The organism is Novosphingobium sp. KN65.2, assembly GCF_001368935.1.
GTDB classification, from domain to species: Bacteria; Pseudomonadota; Alphaproteobacteria; order Sphingomonadales; family Sphingomonadaceae; genus Novosphingobium; species Novosphingobium mathurense.
Map to the genome: position 1 here is coordinate 1 of NZ_CCBH010000124.1, position 13,485 is coordinate 13,485.

13 protein-coding genes are annotated in these 13,485 nt (G+C 63.2%); 5 read left to right on the forward strand and 8 right to left on the reverse strand.

What is annotated here, in order from left to right:
• The 4 genes from SPHV1_RS04320 to SPHV1_RS04335 form a co-directional block, all read left to right on the forward strand.
• Positions 1 to 1,204: MFS transporter (locus SPHV1_RS04320; RefSeq protein ID WP_054944817.1), on the forward strand; the 1,204-nt coding region annotated here is incomplete at its 5' end.
• A gap of 111 nt (positions 1,205 to 1,315) precedes the next feature.
• Positions 1,316 to 1,831 (forward strand): GNAT family N-acetyltransferase, encoded by a 516-nt coding sequence (locus SPHV1_RS04325; RefSeq protein WP_054944818.1) that lies wholly within the window; start codon positions 1,316 to 1,318, stop codon positions 1,829 to 1,831.
• A gap of 26 nt (positions 1,832 to 1,857) precedes the next feature.
• Positions 1,858 to 3,741: an AMP-binding protein gene (locus SPHV1_RS04330; RefSeq protein WP_054944819.1), complete on the forward strand. Its 1,884-nt coding sequence runs from the start codon at positions 1,858 to 1,860 to the stop codon at positions 3,739 to 3,741.
• A gap of 158 nt (positions 3,742 to 3,899) precedes the next feature.
• Entirely contained in the window at positions 3,900 to 4,223 is a 324-nt protein-coding gene (locus SPHV1_RS04335; RefSeq protein ID WP_231634518.1) for a PilZ domain-containing protein, read from the forward strand.
• 90 nt (positions 4,224 to 4,313) lie between these two features.
• Here SPHV1_RS04335 and lpdA read toward each other — a convergent pair whose 3' ends face one another.
• From lpdA to SPHV1_RS04350, 3 genes are read right to left on the reverse strand one after another with little or no spacing between them, the layout of a single operon-like run.
• A complete protein-coding gene (gene lpdA / locus SPHV1_RS04340; RefSeq protein WP_054944820.1) occupies positions 4,314 to 5,729 on the reverse strand; it encodes a dihydrolipoyl dehydrogenase in 1,416 nt (471 codons plus the stop codon).
• Between the two features lie 4 nt (positions 5,730 to 5,733).
• Complete coding sequence (locus SPHV1_RS04345) at positions 5,734 to 6,126, reverse strand: acyl-CoA thioesterase (RefSeq protein ID WP_054944821.1); 393 nt, start codon at positions 6,124 to 6,126, stop codon at positions 5,734 to 5,736.
• Positions 6,127 to 6,130: 4 nt separating this feature from the next.
• Complete coding sequence (locus SPHV1_RS04350) at positions 6,131 to 7,435, reverse strand: pyruvate dehydrogenase complex dihydrolipoamide acetyltransferase (RefSeq protein WP_054944822.1); 1,305 nt, start codon at positions 7,433 to 7,435, stop codon at positions 6,131 to 6,133.
• 168 nt (positions 7,436 to 7,603) lie between these two features.
• On the opposite strand from SPHV1_RS04350, the gene SPHV1_RS04355 reads away from it, so the two are divergent.
• Complete coding sequence (locus SPHV1_RS04355) at positions 7,604 to 8,059, forward strand: universal stress protein (protein WP_054944823.1); 456 nt, start codon at positions 7,604 to 7,606, stop codon at positions 8,057 to 8,059.
• 21 nt (positions 8,060 to 8,080) lie between these two features.
• Here the strand turns inward: SPHV1_RS04355 and rnr are convergent, their stop codons facing one another.
• The 5 genes from rnr to phaR form a co-directional block, all read right to left on the reverse strand.
• Positions 8,081 to 10,336, reverse strand: a complete 2,256-nt coding sequence (rnr, locus tag SPHV1_RS04360) for a ribonuclease R (RefSeq protein WP_197277642.1) — start codon at positions 10,334 to 10,336, stop codon at positions 8,081 to 8,083.
• Between the two features lie 46 nt (positions 10,337 to 10,382).
• On the reverse strand, positions 10,383 to 10,628 hold the full coding sequence (locus SPHV1_RS04365) for a hypothetical protein (RefSeq protein WP_054944825.1): 246 nt from the start codon (positions 10,626 to 10,628) through the stop codon (positions 10,383 to 10,385).
• Positions 10,629 to 10,636: 8 nt separating this feature from the next.
• Positions 10,637 to 11,227: a DUF805 domain-containing protein gene (locus tag SPHV1_RS04370; protein ID WP_054944826.1), complete on the reverse strand. Its 591-nt coding sequence runs from the start codon at positions 11,225 to 11,227 to the stop codon at positions 10,637 to 10,639.
• 18 nt (positions 11,228 to 11,245) lie between these two features.
• Positions 11,246 to 12,784, reverse strand: coding sequence for a proline--tRNA ligase (gene proS, locus SPHV1_RS04375; protein WP_054944827.1), 1,539 nt, complete (start codon positions 12,782 to 12,784; stop codon positions 11,246 to 11,248).
• A gap of 102 nt (positions 12,785 to 12,886) precedes the next feature.
• Complete coding sequence (phaR, locus tag SPHV1_RS04380; RefSeq protein ID WP_054944828.1) at positions 12,887 to 13,444, reverse strand: polyhydroxyalkanoate synthesis repressor PhaR; 558 nt, start codon at positions 13,442 to 13,444, stop codon at positions 12,887 to 12,889.
• Positions 13,445 to 13,485: the final 41 nt, after the last annotated feature.

Sequence of the window (13,485 nt, forward strand, 5' to 3'; positions counted from 1 at the left end):
ACTCAGAAGGGGGCAGATCAGCTTCATCCAGATCACGGCGACTTTCGGACTGTTCGCCGCCCTTCTCATCGTGCTGGGCGTACGTACCGGCATGGGCGAGGAAAGCTTCACGGGTTGGGGCTGGCGCGTGCCGTTCCTGCTTTCGGCAATCCTGCTCGTCGTCTCGATGTACATTCGACTGCAGCTCAGCGAGAGCCCCGTCTACCAGAAGATGAAGGATGAAGGCACCACATCCAAGGCGCCGATCAAGGAAGCCTTCGGTCAGTGGGGCAACCTCAAGTTCGTGCTCATCGCCCTGTTCGGCGCCGTCGCCGGTCAGGCCGTCGTCTGGTACACCGGCCAGTTCTACGCGATGTTCTACCTCGAAAAGATCCTTAAGGTGGATGGCGCGACCACGAACTACCTGATCGCCATCGCCCTTGCGCTGGGCACGCCGTTCTTCGTGTTCTTCGGCTGGCTCTCGGACCGGATCGGCCGCAAGTACATCATTCTGGGCGGGTGCGCCCTGGCTGCGGTGACATACTTCCCGGCCTTCCACGCACTTTCGAATGCCGCCAACCCGGCCCTTGCCGCCGCAAGCCTTAACGCACCGGTGGTGGTTACGGCCCACGATGCGGAGTGCTCGTTCCAGTTCGACCCGGTCGGCAAGAACAAGTTCGATGCCTCGAGCTGCGATATTGCAAAGGCATTCCTTGCCAAGAGCGGCATCAACTACACCAACGAGGCTGCACCTGCAGGTACGGTGGCTTCGGTCGCGATCGGCGACACCGTGATGGTCGCGCCCAACCCGGCCGAGGTGCAGGGTGAAGACCGCGCCGCCGCGATCACCGCTTATCAGGACCAGCTCAAGGCCGGTCTTGCCGCAGCCGGCTACCCTGCCGCGGCCGATCCGGAGCAGATGAACAAGGTCACGGTCGTCGCAATCCTGTTCTACCTCGTCCTGCTGGTAACCATGGTCTACGGCCCGATTGCCGCGATGCTGGTGGAACTGTTCCCCAGCCGGATCCGCTACACCTCGATGTCGCTGCCCTATCACCTGGGCAACGGCTGGTTCGGCGGATTCCTTCCGACCACGGCCTTCGCGATGGTCGCTGCGACGGGCGATATCTACTACGGCCTGTGGTATCCTGTGGTGGTCGCCGTTGCGACTCTGCTGATCGGACTGTTCTTCCTGCCGGAGACGTTCCGCCGGAATATCGACTGATCCGATGAAAGTAGCGCCCGCGCCTGGCCGAGATTGCTCTCGATCAAGGTGCGGGCGTCGCCGACGACATATGAGATTGCCGCCCCCCACCTCCAGACGGAGTTTGTCTCAATGTCTCTCCACGATTGCGTAAAGCTTGAAACCCGTTCCGGTATCGAACTTGAAGTCCGCCCCGTAACCGAAGCCGATGAAGCCGAACTGGCCGCCTTCTTCGAGCGCGTCACCGACGAGGACCGCCGTTTCCGGTTCATGTCCGGTGCCCGCCATATCGGCCGCGAGCAGCTGGAACCGCTGGTGCACCCGGATCACTTCCGGACGGAATCGTGGATCGCCTGCAACCTGGCGAGCGGACAGATCGTCGCCTCGGGCCTCATGGCCTGCGACGGACCGCTCGATACGGCGGAAATCGCAATCTCGGTCTGCGCCAGCCATCGCGGCAAGGGCATCGGCTGGGCCATGCTCGATTTCCTCGCAGATCAGGCCGCCGCAAGGGGTTGCCGCCGTGCCATTTCCATCGAGGACAGGGCCAATCATGCAGCCATCGAACTGGAACGCGAAAAGGGCTTCGTTCCCGAACCGTTCAACGGTGATCCGAGCCTGATAATCCTGTCCAAGACATTCAGATAACCATCAGAAAAACAAGTGAGAGGCCAATGAGCGAAGCCTACCGGCAAACCTGGCAAGCCAGCATCGACGATCCCGAGACCTTCTGGACGAAGGCGGCCGCAATGATCGACTGGGACAGGCAGCCGACGCGCGCTTACGATCCCGAACAGGGGTGGTTTCCCGGGGGCTCGCTCAATACCTGTTACAATGCCGTCGACCGGCATGTGGCGGCAGGCCGCGGCGATGCCACGGCCCTGATTTACGACAGCCCGGTCACCGGGGCGGTCCGCAGTTGGACGTTCGGCGAGCTTCTCGACGAAGTCGGACGCGTGGCTGCCATGCTTGCAAGCCTTGGCGTCGCCAAGGGCGACCGCGTCGTCATCTACATGCCGATGGTGCCCGAGACGGCCTTCGCCATGCTAGCCTGCGCACGCCTCGGGGCGATCCATTCGGTGGTCTTCGGCGGTTTTGCCGCGCACGAACTGGCAAAGCGCATCGATGACGCCACGCCCAAGGTCGTGTTGACCGCATCGTGCGGGATCGAAGGCAAGCGGATCATCGCCTACAAACCCTTGGTCGACGAGGCCCTGGCCAGCGCCACGCACAAGGTCGAGCGCGTGATCGTCCTGCAGCGCGATCTCCTTACCGCGGAACTGCGCCGGGACCGGGATTCCGACTGGGCCGAATTACGCGCTGCGACAGCAGAAGAAGCGATCCCCGATTGCGTTGCGGTGGCATCGAACGACCCGCTCTACATCCTCTATACGTCCGGCACGACCGGCACCCCCAAGGGCGTCGTCCGCGAAAATGGCGGTCATGCCGTCAATCTCGCCTGGACGATGGAGGCGATCTACGCGATCGGCCCGGGAGACGTCTTCTGGGCAGCCTCAGACGTGGGCTGGGTCGTCGGCCACAGCTACATCGTCTATGGCCCCCTGCTGGTTGGCGCGTCCACCGTGCTGTTCGAGGGCAAGCCGGTCGGCACCCCAGATCCGGGCACATTCTGGCGCACGATCGTGCGTCATGACGTCAAGACGTTCTTCACCGCACCCACCGCCATCCGGGCGATCCGCAAGGAAGACCCCGATGCGACGTTCCTGCGGGAAATCGGTACCGGCACTCTCCAGGCCATTTTCCTGGCCGGCGAACGCGCCGATCCCGAAACGATTGCCTGGGCCGAGACACATACCGGCCTGCCGGTCATCGACCACTGGTGGCAGACCGAGCTGGGCGCGCCCGCCATCGCCAGTTGCTTCGGCCTCGGTGATACGCGACGCAAACGCGGCAGCGCCGGCTTTCCGGTGCCCGGGTACGCCTTCGCCATCCTGGACGAAGAGGGCCGCCCGGTGCCGGATGGCCAGAGCGGTGCCGTTGCAATGCGCGAGCCGCTTGCGCCTTGCGCGTTCCGGACGCTGTGGAACAACAAGGCAGGCTATGAGAAGAACTTCGCTTCCTTCCCCGGCCATTACGAAACCGGCGATGCGGGGCACTTCGACGATGAAGGGTTCCTCCACATCATGGGCCGCACGGATGACATAATCAACGTGGCCGGACACCGCCTCTCAACCGGCCAGATGGAACAGATCGTCGCGACGGTCGAAGGCGTTGCAGAATGCGCGGTGATTGGCGCGGACGACGCGCTCAAGGGAATGATCCCGATTGCATTCGTGGTGGCGCGAGCGGGCGCCGAGAACGACGAGACCATCCCCGGGCGCGTAATCGCCATGGTGCGATCCGAACTGGGCGCGGTGGCTGCGCTCAAGACCGCCTATCTGGTGCCGCAGTTGCCCAAGACCCGGTCGGGCAAGATCCTTCGCAATGTCCTGCGCAAGATCGTTAACGGGGAAAGTTTCGAAACCCCGGCGACGATCGAGGATGCAGGCGCACCGGATGCTATCCGCGAAGCGGTCAAGACCAAGGTTCTCACCTGATTTCGGATACTTGTACCAGGAGGCTCAAGTCCTATCGCAAGGCACGACCGGATGGCCTTACAGCATATTGAACACGACCCGGGTGTCGACCGGCATTGGTGCTAACCTGATGGTAACATCCTGAGATCTAATGGTTTCTACCAACTCAGGAGACCACATTGCACCACGAAAGGATCACCGGCTCGAAACGGCCGCACGCGCAGCGTTCCAAGCGCGTGGGCGTCACGATCCTGTGCGAGGTGCGGCAAGGCACGCGGCCCTGGAAAATGGCACGCCTAGAAGACCTTTCTCCCGGCGGCTTTCGCATTGCATGGTTTCCGGAGGCCCGTCCGGAGTTACCCTTGCGCATCCGGATTCCCGGCATGCAACTGCTGACCGCGCGTATCTGTTGGGAGCGCGATTCGGCTATCGGTTGCGAATTCGACGCGCCGCTCCACATCGCGGTATTCGAGCACATCGTACAGTCCAACCAGACGGCCTGAACCCCCGGACGACCCGGCCCCAAAGAGGAAGGGGCGCGTCCCGCAGGACCCGCCCCTTCCCTGTAATCCTGTCCGGTCGCGGAATCGCGATCAGATGTGGAGGGCGCGGCCGTAAGCGGCCAGCGTCGCCTCGTGCATCATTTCCGACAGCGTCGGATGCGGGAACACGGTGTTCATCAGTTCGGCCTCGGTGGTCTCGAGGGTCTTGCCGACGACATAGCCCTGGATCAGCTCGGTCACTTCCGCGCCGATCATGTGAGCACCGAGCAGTTCACCGGTCTTGGCGTCGAATACCGTCTTGATGAAGCCTTCCGGCTCACCCAGCGCAATCGCCTTGCCGTTGCCGATGAAGGGGAAGTTGCCGACCTTCACTTCGTAACCGGCTTCCTTGGCCTTGGCCTCGGTCATCCCGACGGACGCGATCTGCGGGTGGCAGTAGGTGCAGCCCGGGATGTTGTTGCGGTCGAGCGGGTGGGGATGGACGTCCTTGTTGCCCAGTTCCCTGGCAATCGCCTCGGCAGCGGTGACGCCTTCATGGCTCGCCTTGTGAGCCAGCCACGGTCCGGGCGTGCAGTCGCCGATGGCCCAGATCCCGGCAACGCCGGTGCGGCCGTAACCGTCGATCTGGATGAAACCGCGATCGAGCTTCACGCCCACGCCTTCGAGACCGATTTCCTCGGTGTTCGGCACGATGCCAACGGCCGAGATCACATGGCTGAACTCGTGCTCGACGACCTTGCCATCCTTGCCCTTGATCTTGGCCTTCACACCCTTGTCGCTGGCGGTGATCGCCTCGACGCCGGCGCCGGTCATGATCGTCATGCCCTGCTTGGTCAGCGCCTTTTCGAGGAAGGTGGAAACATCGGCATCTTCAACCGGCACGATCCGGTCGAGCATTTCGACGACGGTCACGTCCGCGCCCATGTCGTTGTAGAAGCTGGCGAATTCGATGCCGATGGCGCCAGAGCCCATGACCAGCAACTTGGTCGGCATTTCCGAAGGCGTCATCGCGTGACGGTAGGTCCAGATGCGCTTGCCGTCGGCCTTGGCGAACGGCAACTCGCGTGCCCGAGCGCCTGTAGCGACGATGATGTGCTTGGCCTGCAGTTCGGTCGTCTTGCCGTCAGCGTCCGTCACCGCCAGCTTGCCCTTGGCAACGACCTTGCCGGTGCCGGTGTGGACGGCGATCTTGTTCTTCTTCATCAGGTGCGTCACGCCCTTGTTGAGCTGCGAGGCAACTCCGCGCGAACGTTTGACCACCGCGTCGAGATCGGCGGTGATGTTGTCAGCCGCCAGACCGTAGGCCTTGGCGTGCTTCATCTGGTGGAACACTTCGGCCGAGCGCAGCAGCGCCTTGGTCGGGATGCAGCCCCAATTGAGGCAGATGCCGCCCAGCAGTTCGCGCTCGACGATAGCCGTCTTCAGACCCAACTGCGCGCAGCGGATCGCGGAGACGTAGCCACCGGGGCCGGAACCGAGAACGATGACGTCGTAAGAATCTGCCACTGCTTCAAATCTCCTGGTCATTTGGGCCCGGATCAATCGTCCTGGGCTTGCCGCTGTTGTCCACTGCAACGAAGGTGAACACGGCTTCGGTAACCTTTACTTCTACTTCCTCGTGGCGGTGACGCCGCCAGGCTTCGACCCCGATGGTCATCGAGGATCGACCCACCCGGCGCAGCTCGCCATAGACGGAGACTTCGTCACCCACCTTGACCGGCAGGTGAAACTGCATCCCGTCCATCGCCACCGTCACGGCCCTGCCATGGGAGTGCCGCGCCGCGATCAGGCCTGCACCCATGTCCATCAGGCTCATCAGCCAGCCACCGAAGATATCTCCATAGGCGTTGGCGTCAGCCGGCATGGCCGTGATGCGGATGACCGGATCGCGCCGGGCTTCCATCGTGTCAGGCAACCATGCTCAGCGGGTTTTCGACATAGGCCTTGAATGCCGCCATCAGGCGCGCGCCATCGGCGCCGTCGACGGCCCTGTGATCGAAACTACCGGTGGCATTCATGACAGTCGCAACTCCCAGGGAACCGTCTGCCATGACCCAGGGGCGCTTTTCACCTGCCCCAATGGCGAGGATCGTCGACTGCGGAGGATTGATAACGGCCGAGAACTGGGTGATTCCCATCATGCCCATGTTCGAGATCGACGCGGTGCCGCCCTGATACTCTTCCGGCTTGAGCTTTCCATCCTTGGCGCGCGCGCCCAGGTCCTTGGTCGCCTGCGCGATCTGGGAGAAGGTCTTGCCATTGGCGTCCGGCACGATCGGAGTGATGAGGCCGCCGGGGATCGAGACGGCGACCGAAATGTCGGCGCGCTCGTACTTGATCAGTTCGTTGCCGGCGAAAGTCACGTTGCACTCGGGCACTTCGACCAGCGCCATGCCCAGAGCCTTGACCAGCATGTCGTTGACCGAGACCTTGATGCCGCGCTTGCCGAGCATCTCGTTGATCTCGCCGCGCAGGGCGATGAGCTTGTCGAGCACGATGTCGACCGAGAGGTAGATGTGCGGTGCTTCCTGCTTCGACTGGGTCAGGCGGCGCGCAATAGTCTTGCGCATGCCCGAGAGCTTTTCGACGCTGTGCGGCACACGGGCGTCGAGCAGGGCGCGGGTTTCGTCGGCCATTTCGACCGTGGGAGCAAGGACAGCCTCGCTCGCAGGCGCTGCGGCAGCCTTGGGCTTGGATGCTCCGGCCTTGGCGGCCTCGACGTCAGCCTTGACGATGCGACCCTTCGGGCCCGAACCGCTCAGCGCCTCGAGATCGACGCCCTTGGCATCGGCCAGACGTCGGGCAAGAGGCGAAGCCAGAACGCGGCCTTCCTTCGAAGCGGCAGGCGCAGCGCTGGCCTTGGCGGCAGCAGGAGCCGGGGCCGCAGCCTTGGCTTCTTCAGCAGCCTCGGGAGCTTCCTGCTTGGGAGCGGACGGTGCCGGCGCGGCTTCGACGGCCGAAAGGTCTTCGTCCTCGCCGGCAAGCATGGCGATCACGGTACCGACTTTCACGCCCTCGCTGCCTTCGGGCACGAGGATCTTGCCGACAGTCCCTTCGTCGACGGCTTCGAATTCCATTGTCGCCTTGTCCGTCTCGATCTCGGCCATGATATCGCCCGAGTTGACGGTATCACCTTCCTTAACCAACCATTTGGCGAGTTTCCCCTCTTCCATGGTGGGGGATAGAGCGGGCATCTTGATCTCGATGGGCATGGAAGCGTTTGAGTCCCTTGTTCATCCTGGGGAGGTCATTTCTGGATCGATCTTTCCTTGGACAAGTTACAGCGTCCATACAAGCATCTTCACAACGCTAATTCGAATTCCTGATGGCTTGCACCGACATTCGAATGGCCCGATAAGTTCGGGAAAGAGGGGTAAAAGATGCGGGTCTATCTGGTAATCGTCGATGAAACCGATGAGGCGCTTGTCGCCCTGCAATTCGCGGCGCGGCGCGCGGCCAAAACCGACGGGGCGCTGCATCTTCTCGCCCTCGTTCCGCCGCAACCTTTCAACGCCTTCGGCGGCGTCCAGGCCACCATCGAGGAAGAAGCCCGCGCGCGCGCCGAAACGCTGGTGACGGCCGCCGCCGGCAACCTGCTCTCGCAGGGCGCAAAGATGCCGGTCATCGCGGTGCGGATGGGCGAGGACATCAAGGTCGTGCGCGAGTACCTGAAGGAGCACCCAGAAGTGTCCGCACTCGTGCTCGGCGCGGCCAGGGAAGGCGGACCGGGGCCACTGGTCGCGCACTTCACCGGGGCCGGTATCGGGCAGATGACCTGCCCGGTCTTCGTCGTTCCCGGCACGCTCGACGAAGCGGCGATCGAACGCCTCAGCTAGAGGCGCCGACTACCGGATTTCTCAGCGCTTGTTTCGGCCCTGATGCCGAATGTTGCCTGGACGGCCGCGCTTCCCCACGAAATGTTTTCCACGCTTTTTCAGCGGCATCGGCTTTCCGCGCTGTTCGATCTGGCCTGAGCCGCCCTCTTCCAGCTCGAATTTGAGGGCGCCGGTCAGCGGATTTGCCTCGGCCAGACGCAGGCGCAGGATCTGGCCCATGGCATAGCTCGTTCCGGTCTGTTCCCCTTCGAGCACCTGCGATTTCTCGTCGTAGGCGAAGCGCTCGTCGCCCAGCGTCGATACCGGCACCAGCCCGTCCCCGCCCAATCCGATGATCGTCGCGAAGAAGCCGAACTTCTGGACACCGGTAATGCGCGTATCGAAAACGTCGCCAACGCGCGAGGAGAGCCATGCGGCAACATAACGGTCGATCGTTTCGCGCTCGGCTTCCATGGCGCGGCGTTCGGCCGAGGAGATGGCGTCGCTGATCCGGCCCAGGTCGTCCCGGTCGCGTTCGGACAGGCCGGAGGTCGCTGGGATATCGCCATGCGGCTTGGGCTGCTCTAGGCCGTAGGCATCGACCAGTGCGCGATGGACGAGCAGGTCGGCATAGCGCCGGATCGGCGAAGTGAAGTGTGCATAGGACCCGAGAGCAAGGCCGAAGTGACCTTCGTTGCGCGGTCCGTAATAAGCCTGCGTCTGGCTGCGCAGGACCGCTTCCATGATCAGGGCCTTTTCGGCCTCGTCAGCGATGTCCTTCAGCATGCGGTTGAACAGGCCCGGCGTGATGACCTGCCCCAGCGCCAGTTTCTTGCCGAACGTTGCGAGGTAATCCTTGAGCGCGACGAGCTTTTCGCGGCTCGGCGTTTCGTGAACGCGGTAGACCACCGGGGCGACCTTGGCCTCCAGCGCCTTGGCGGCAGCCACGTTGGCGGCGATCATGAAGTCCTCGACCACGCGGTGGGCATCCAGCCTCTCGCGCACGGCGATCTCGGTGATACGGCCCTGCTCATCAAGCTTGACCCGGCGTTCGGGCAGCTCGAGTTCGAGCGGGTCGCGTTTGTGGCGCGCTTCGGCCAGTGCCTTCCAGCATTCCCACAAGTGCTTGAGGTTATCTGCGGCGCTGCCATCATCGATGCGCGCCTGCGCATCTTCGTAGGCGATCACCTCGTCGATGCGCACGATGGCGCGGGTGAAGCGCCATTCGACGACCTTGCCCGTTGCATCGATGCGCATGTGGCAGGCCATGGCCGCACGGTCCTCGCCCGAACGCAGGGAACACACGTCGGCGGAGAGAATTTCCGGCAGCATCGGCACGACGCGGTCGGGGAAATAGACCGAATTGCCGCGGCGGCGCGCCTCGCGGTCGATATCGCCGCCCGGTCGTACGTAGAAAGAAACGTCGGCAATCGCGACAAGGGCGCGAAAGCCGCCTTCCTCGTCCGGCTCGGCCCAGATGGCGTCGTCATGGTCGCGCGCATCGGATGGATCGATGGCGACGATCGGCAGGTGGCGCAGGTCCTCACGCTTGTCCTGGCTGAGCGGCATCTTCGCGACGAGCTGCGCTTCGTCCAGCGTTTCCTGCGTGAAATGGTTGGGAATGCCGTGCTTGTGGATCGCAATCAGGCTGAATGCCTTGGGCGCGAGCGGTTCGCCAAGCACCTGCGTGACCTTGACCGATGCGCGGGCAGATCGTCCCACCGGCTCGGCGAGCACGAGTTCGCCCTTCTCCGCACCGCCCAAGTCCGAGATCGGCGAGGAATGACGGATGCGCTTGTCGACCGGGGCCAGCCATGGCTTGCCGCCACCGTCGATTTCGACCACGCCGAGCATCTGTTCAGAGCGCAGCGCCAGTTTCTTCATCGGCCAGGCCCGCCAGCCCGTGTTCGACTCTTCGGTGCGCGACAGGACGCGGTCACCCACCTTGAGTGCGCTGCGGCCCTTCTCGACGAGGCGAATGCGCGGCGGCGGGGTCGCGTCCTCTGGCTGCCACGTGTCGGGTACCGCGATCGCATCGCCCTCGTCGATGTCTACGACGCGCAGGACGGTGACCTTGGGCAAGCCGCCCATCTTGTGAAACGCGGTGCGCTTGCCGTCGATCAGGCCCTCTTCGGCCATGTCCTTGAGCAGCGCCTTGAGCTGAATCTTCTCCTGTCCCTTAAGGCCGAATTCGCGCGCGATTTCGCGCTTGCCCGCAGGAACGGGGGAATTGGCGATGAAGTCGAGGATCTGCTTGCGCGTCGGCAGGCCCGGCGCGGGCCGTGTCTTGGGAGCCATGTCCCTGCCATGGCCCCGATGTCGCCGGATTACAATGGCGCTGGCCTCACTCTTGCGCGGCAAGCGGTTCATAACCGCCGACCGACACCGCGCTCGCCACCGGGCGCTCGCTGCCATCGGTGGCGAGCGCACTTACGCCCGGCAACCAGTCGTCGCCGCGCAAGGCCTCCAGCTTGCCGGTGGTCTGCGCTTTGGGGGCGACGACAGGCTGCGCTTCCCATTCCGGCGCATCGGTGCGGCGACGCCAGACGTCACAGGCGACGGCCGCTGCAACCGCGATCGCCGCCCGCATCGCAAGGGTCAGTCGCCGACCGGTTCCTCACCGTAGCGATTAGGGCCGTCGGTCGAGGGCCAGACACCGAAAACGATGACGATCAACATGCCGAGCCAGGATAACATGCTGGCATAGATCAACGGCCCCTGCGCCGCGAGGATCGCCTCGGGACTGCCCGAAGCCGTAGCCGAGATCGACATTGCATCGATCAGCCGGTCCATGTTCGCCATCGATGCCGCCTGTGCACCCAGGACGAAGAGGAAGGCGATGGCGGCAATCCAGCCCGGGCGGTTGGAATCGTGCAGGCGACGCACAAAGGACGCGACCAGCAGTGCCGACGATACGAGGTATAACCCCATCGAGAAAATCATCGCCGAGCGCATCGGTCCGGTCATTCGAGCCAGCATCTGCGCCTGCAGTTCCGCTTCGGACATGCCATTCTTCACGCCGTCCATGACCCCCTGCATCATCCCGCCCATCAGTGGCAGCGAGATCACAAGGCCCACAACATATTGCGCGATGACAAGGAAGAGGACGTAGAGCCAGAACGTGGGCCGCGCATCGCGGCCCGAGAAGTTCGTCAGGTTGGCGAGGTTATACTTGATTGCCGCGAACACGTCCCCTCCTGCATTCGATCAGTAAGCCCTTGCGACGTATATCCTTTCGACCGCCGGACGTCCCGTGAAAATGCAGTTACCCGTCACCGGCTCGGCATCGAGCGGGGTGTTGCGCATGGTCAGCTTGAGTTCCTTGAGCCGCTTGATCACGTCTTCCAGCTCATCGCCGGTCGGACGCGCCCATTCGACCTCGACCCAGCCCGGGTAGCGCTTGTCTTCCGAGAAGAACGCGACCACTTCATCGAAGCTGGTAACGCGGGTGATGTTCGCATCGCGCTTGGCACGAGCCTCTGCGAAGAGCGAGGACTGGATATCCTCGATTTCCGAGGCGGCTCGCGCGATGAAGTCTTCCCTCGCGAGACCGACGAAGTTGGCCTTGGCCTTGTCGTTCCACAGGCGATCGCGGCGCAGCATGGAGACCTGTCCCCCCGCAGCATCGCGGCCACCGATCTCGAGGATCAGGGGGGCGCCCTTCTTGACCCAGGCCCAGCGCTTCTGGGTGGCCTTGCCCGGACGCTTGTCGAGCAGAACGCGCACCGGCTCGCCCAGTGCCGACTGCGAAGCAAGCGCTGCGCGCAGTTCCTCGCAATAGGCCAGCAGGGCCTCGTCCTCGTCGTTTTCGCGCAGCATCGGCAGTATGACGATCTGGTGCGGCGCGACCATCGGCGGGACGCGCAAGCCGTCGTCGTCACCATGGGTCATGATCAGGCCGCCGATCATGCGCGTCGAAGTACCCCAGCTCGTCGTGTGGGCGTACTGCTGGGTGCCTTCCTTGTCCTGGTACTGGATGCCCGCCGCCTTGGCGAAACCGGTGCCCAGGTAGTGCGAGGTGCCTGCCTGGAGCGCCTTGCCGTCCTGCATCATCGCTTCGATGGAGTAGGTGGCCACGGCACCGGGGAAGCGTTCGTTCTCGGGCTTCTCACCGGCGATCACCGGCATCGCCAGCGGACCTTCAGCGAAAGCGCGGTACATCTCAAGTGCCCGCAGCGTCTCTACCATCGCATCGTCACGATCGGCGTGGGCGGTGTGGCCTTCCTGCCAGAGGAACTCGCTGGTGCGCAGGAACATGCGCGTGCGCATTTCCCAGCGCACGACGTTGGCCCACTGGTTGGTCAGAAGCGGCAGGTCGCGCCAGGACTGGACCCAACGCGCCATCGCCGCGCCGATCACGGTTTCGGAAGTCGGACGGACGATCAGCGGCTCTTCAAGCTTCGCTTCGGGATCCGGCACCAGCCCGCCCTTGCCGTCAGCGACAAGGCGGTGATGCGTGACGACCGCCATTTCCTTCGCGAAGCCTTCGACGTGCTCGGCTTCCTTGGCGAAGTAGGACAGCGGAATGAACAGCGGGAAGTAGCAGTTCTGGACGCCCGCCGCCTTGATCATGTCATCCATGAGGCGCTGGATGCGCTCCCAGATGCCATAGCCCCAGGGCTTGATGACCATGCAGCCGCGGACGCCTGATTCCTCGGCCATTTCAGCCTCGGAAATGACTTCTTGGTACCACTGGGCGAAATCGTCCTCGCGCTTGGTCGAGAGGGCGTGGCGAATGGCGGACACGGGTGCGTTCTTCCTGACTTGCTGCAATGCGACAGACCATCCGTCGCATGAATCGGGGCCGGCCGCGGGATCACCCGAGGCCGGAACGCACCCCGCTGGCCTTTATTTGCCCAGCGCGTCAAGCCTCTTCTGAATTTCTGCCATCTGATCGCGCAGTGCGGAGAGGTCGTCTCCCTCTGCCGGAGCTGCAGGCTTGCTCTCGCCCTTCTCTGATCCGGGCATGAAGGCAGCGGCGGCAGCCTTGAACATCGCCATGTTCTGCTCAGCCAGCTTGGCGAGCGGATTGTTGCCCAGGCTATCCTCGAAAGCCTTGTGCAACTTGGTCTGGTTGGCGCGGAAATTTTCCATCGACGCTTCGAGATAGTGCGGGATCAGCGACTGCATCGAATTGCCGTACATGCTGATCAGCTCACGCAGGAAATTCACCGGGAGCATCTGCTCACCGTTGGATTCTTCCTCCATGATGATCTGCGTGAGGATCGTGTGCGTGATGTCGGTTCCGCTCTTTGCGTCGAGCACTTTGTAGTCCACGCCTTCACGCGTCATCTTCGCCAGATGCTCAAGCGTGATGTAGCTCGACGATTGCGTGTTATAGAGCCGCCGGTTTGCATATTTTTTGATTATAACAGTGTTGTCGTCGTGCGACGCCGCTTCAGCCATGACCAATCCCCGTCCAGACAGTGGCTTACGTTACCACCCCG

Bases quoted from the DNA above. Each gene is read 5' to 3' on its own strand.
- SPHV1_RS04325 (WP_054944818.1), top strand. From the start codon at position 1,316: ATGTCTCTCCACGATTGCGTAAAGCTTGAAACCCGTTCCGGTATCGAA.
- SPHV1_RS04330 (WP_054944819.1), top strand. From the start codon at position 1,858: ATGAGCGAAGCCTACCGGCAAACCTGGCAAGCCAGCATCGACGATCCC.
- SPHV1_RS04345 (WP_054944821.1), bottom strand. From the start codon at position 6,126: ATGGAAGCCCGGCGCGATCCGGTCATCCGCATCACGGCCATGCCGGCT.
- SPHV1_RS04350 (WP_054944822.1), bottom strand. From the start codon at position 7,435: ATGCCCATCGAGATCAAGATGCCCGCTCTATCCCCCACCATGGAAGAG.
- SPHV1_RS04355 (WP_054944823.1), top strand. From the start codon at position 7,604: ATGCGGGTCTATCTGGTAATCGTCGATGAAACCGATGAGGCGCTTGTC.
- rnr (WP_197277642.1), bottom strand. From the start codon at position 10,336: ATGGCTCCCAAGACACGGCCCGCGCCGGGCCTGCCGACGCGCAAGCAG.
- SPHV1_RS04365 (WP_054944825.1), bottom strand. From the start codon at position 10,628: ATGCGGGCGGCGATCGCGGTTGCAGCGGCCGTCGCCTGTGACGTCTGG.
- phaR (WP_054944828.1), bottom strand. From the start codon at position 13,444: ATGGCTGAAGCGGCGTCGCACGACGACAACACTGTTATAATCAAAAAA.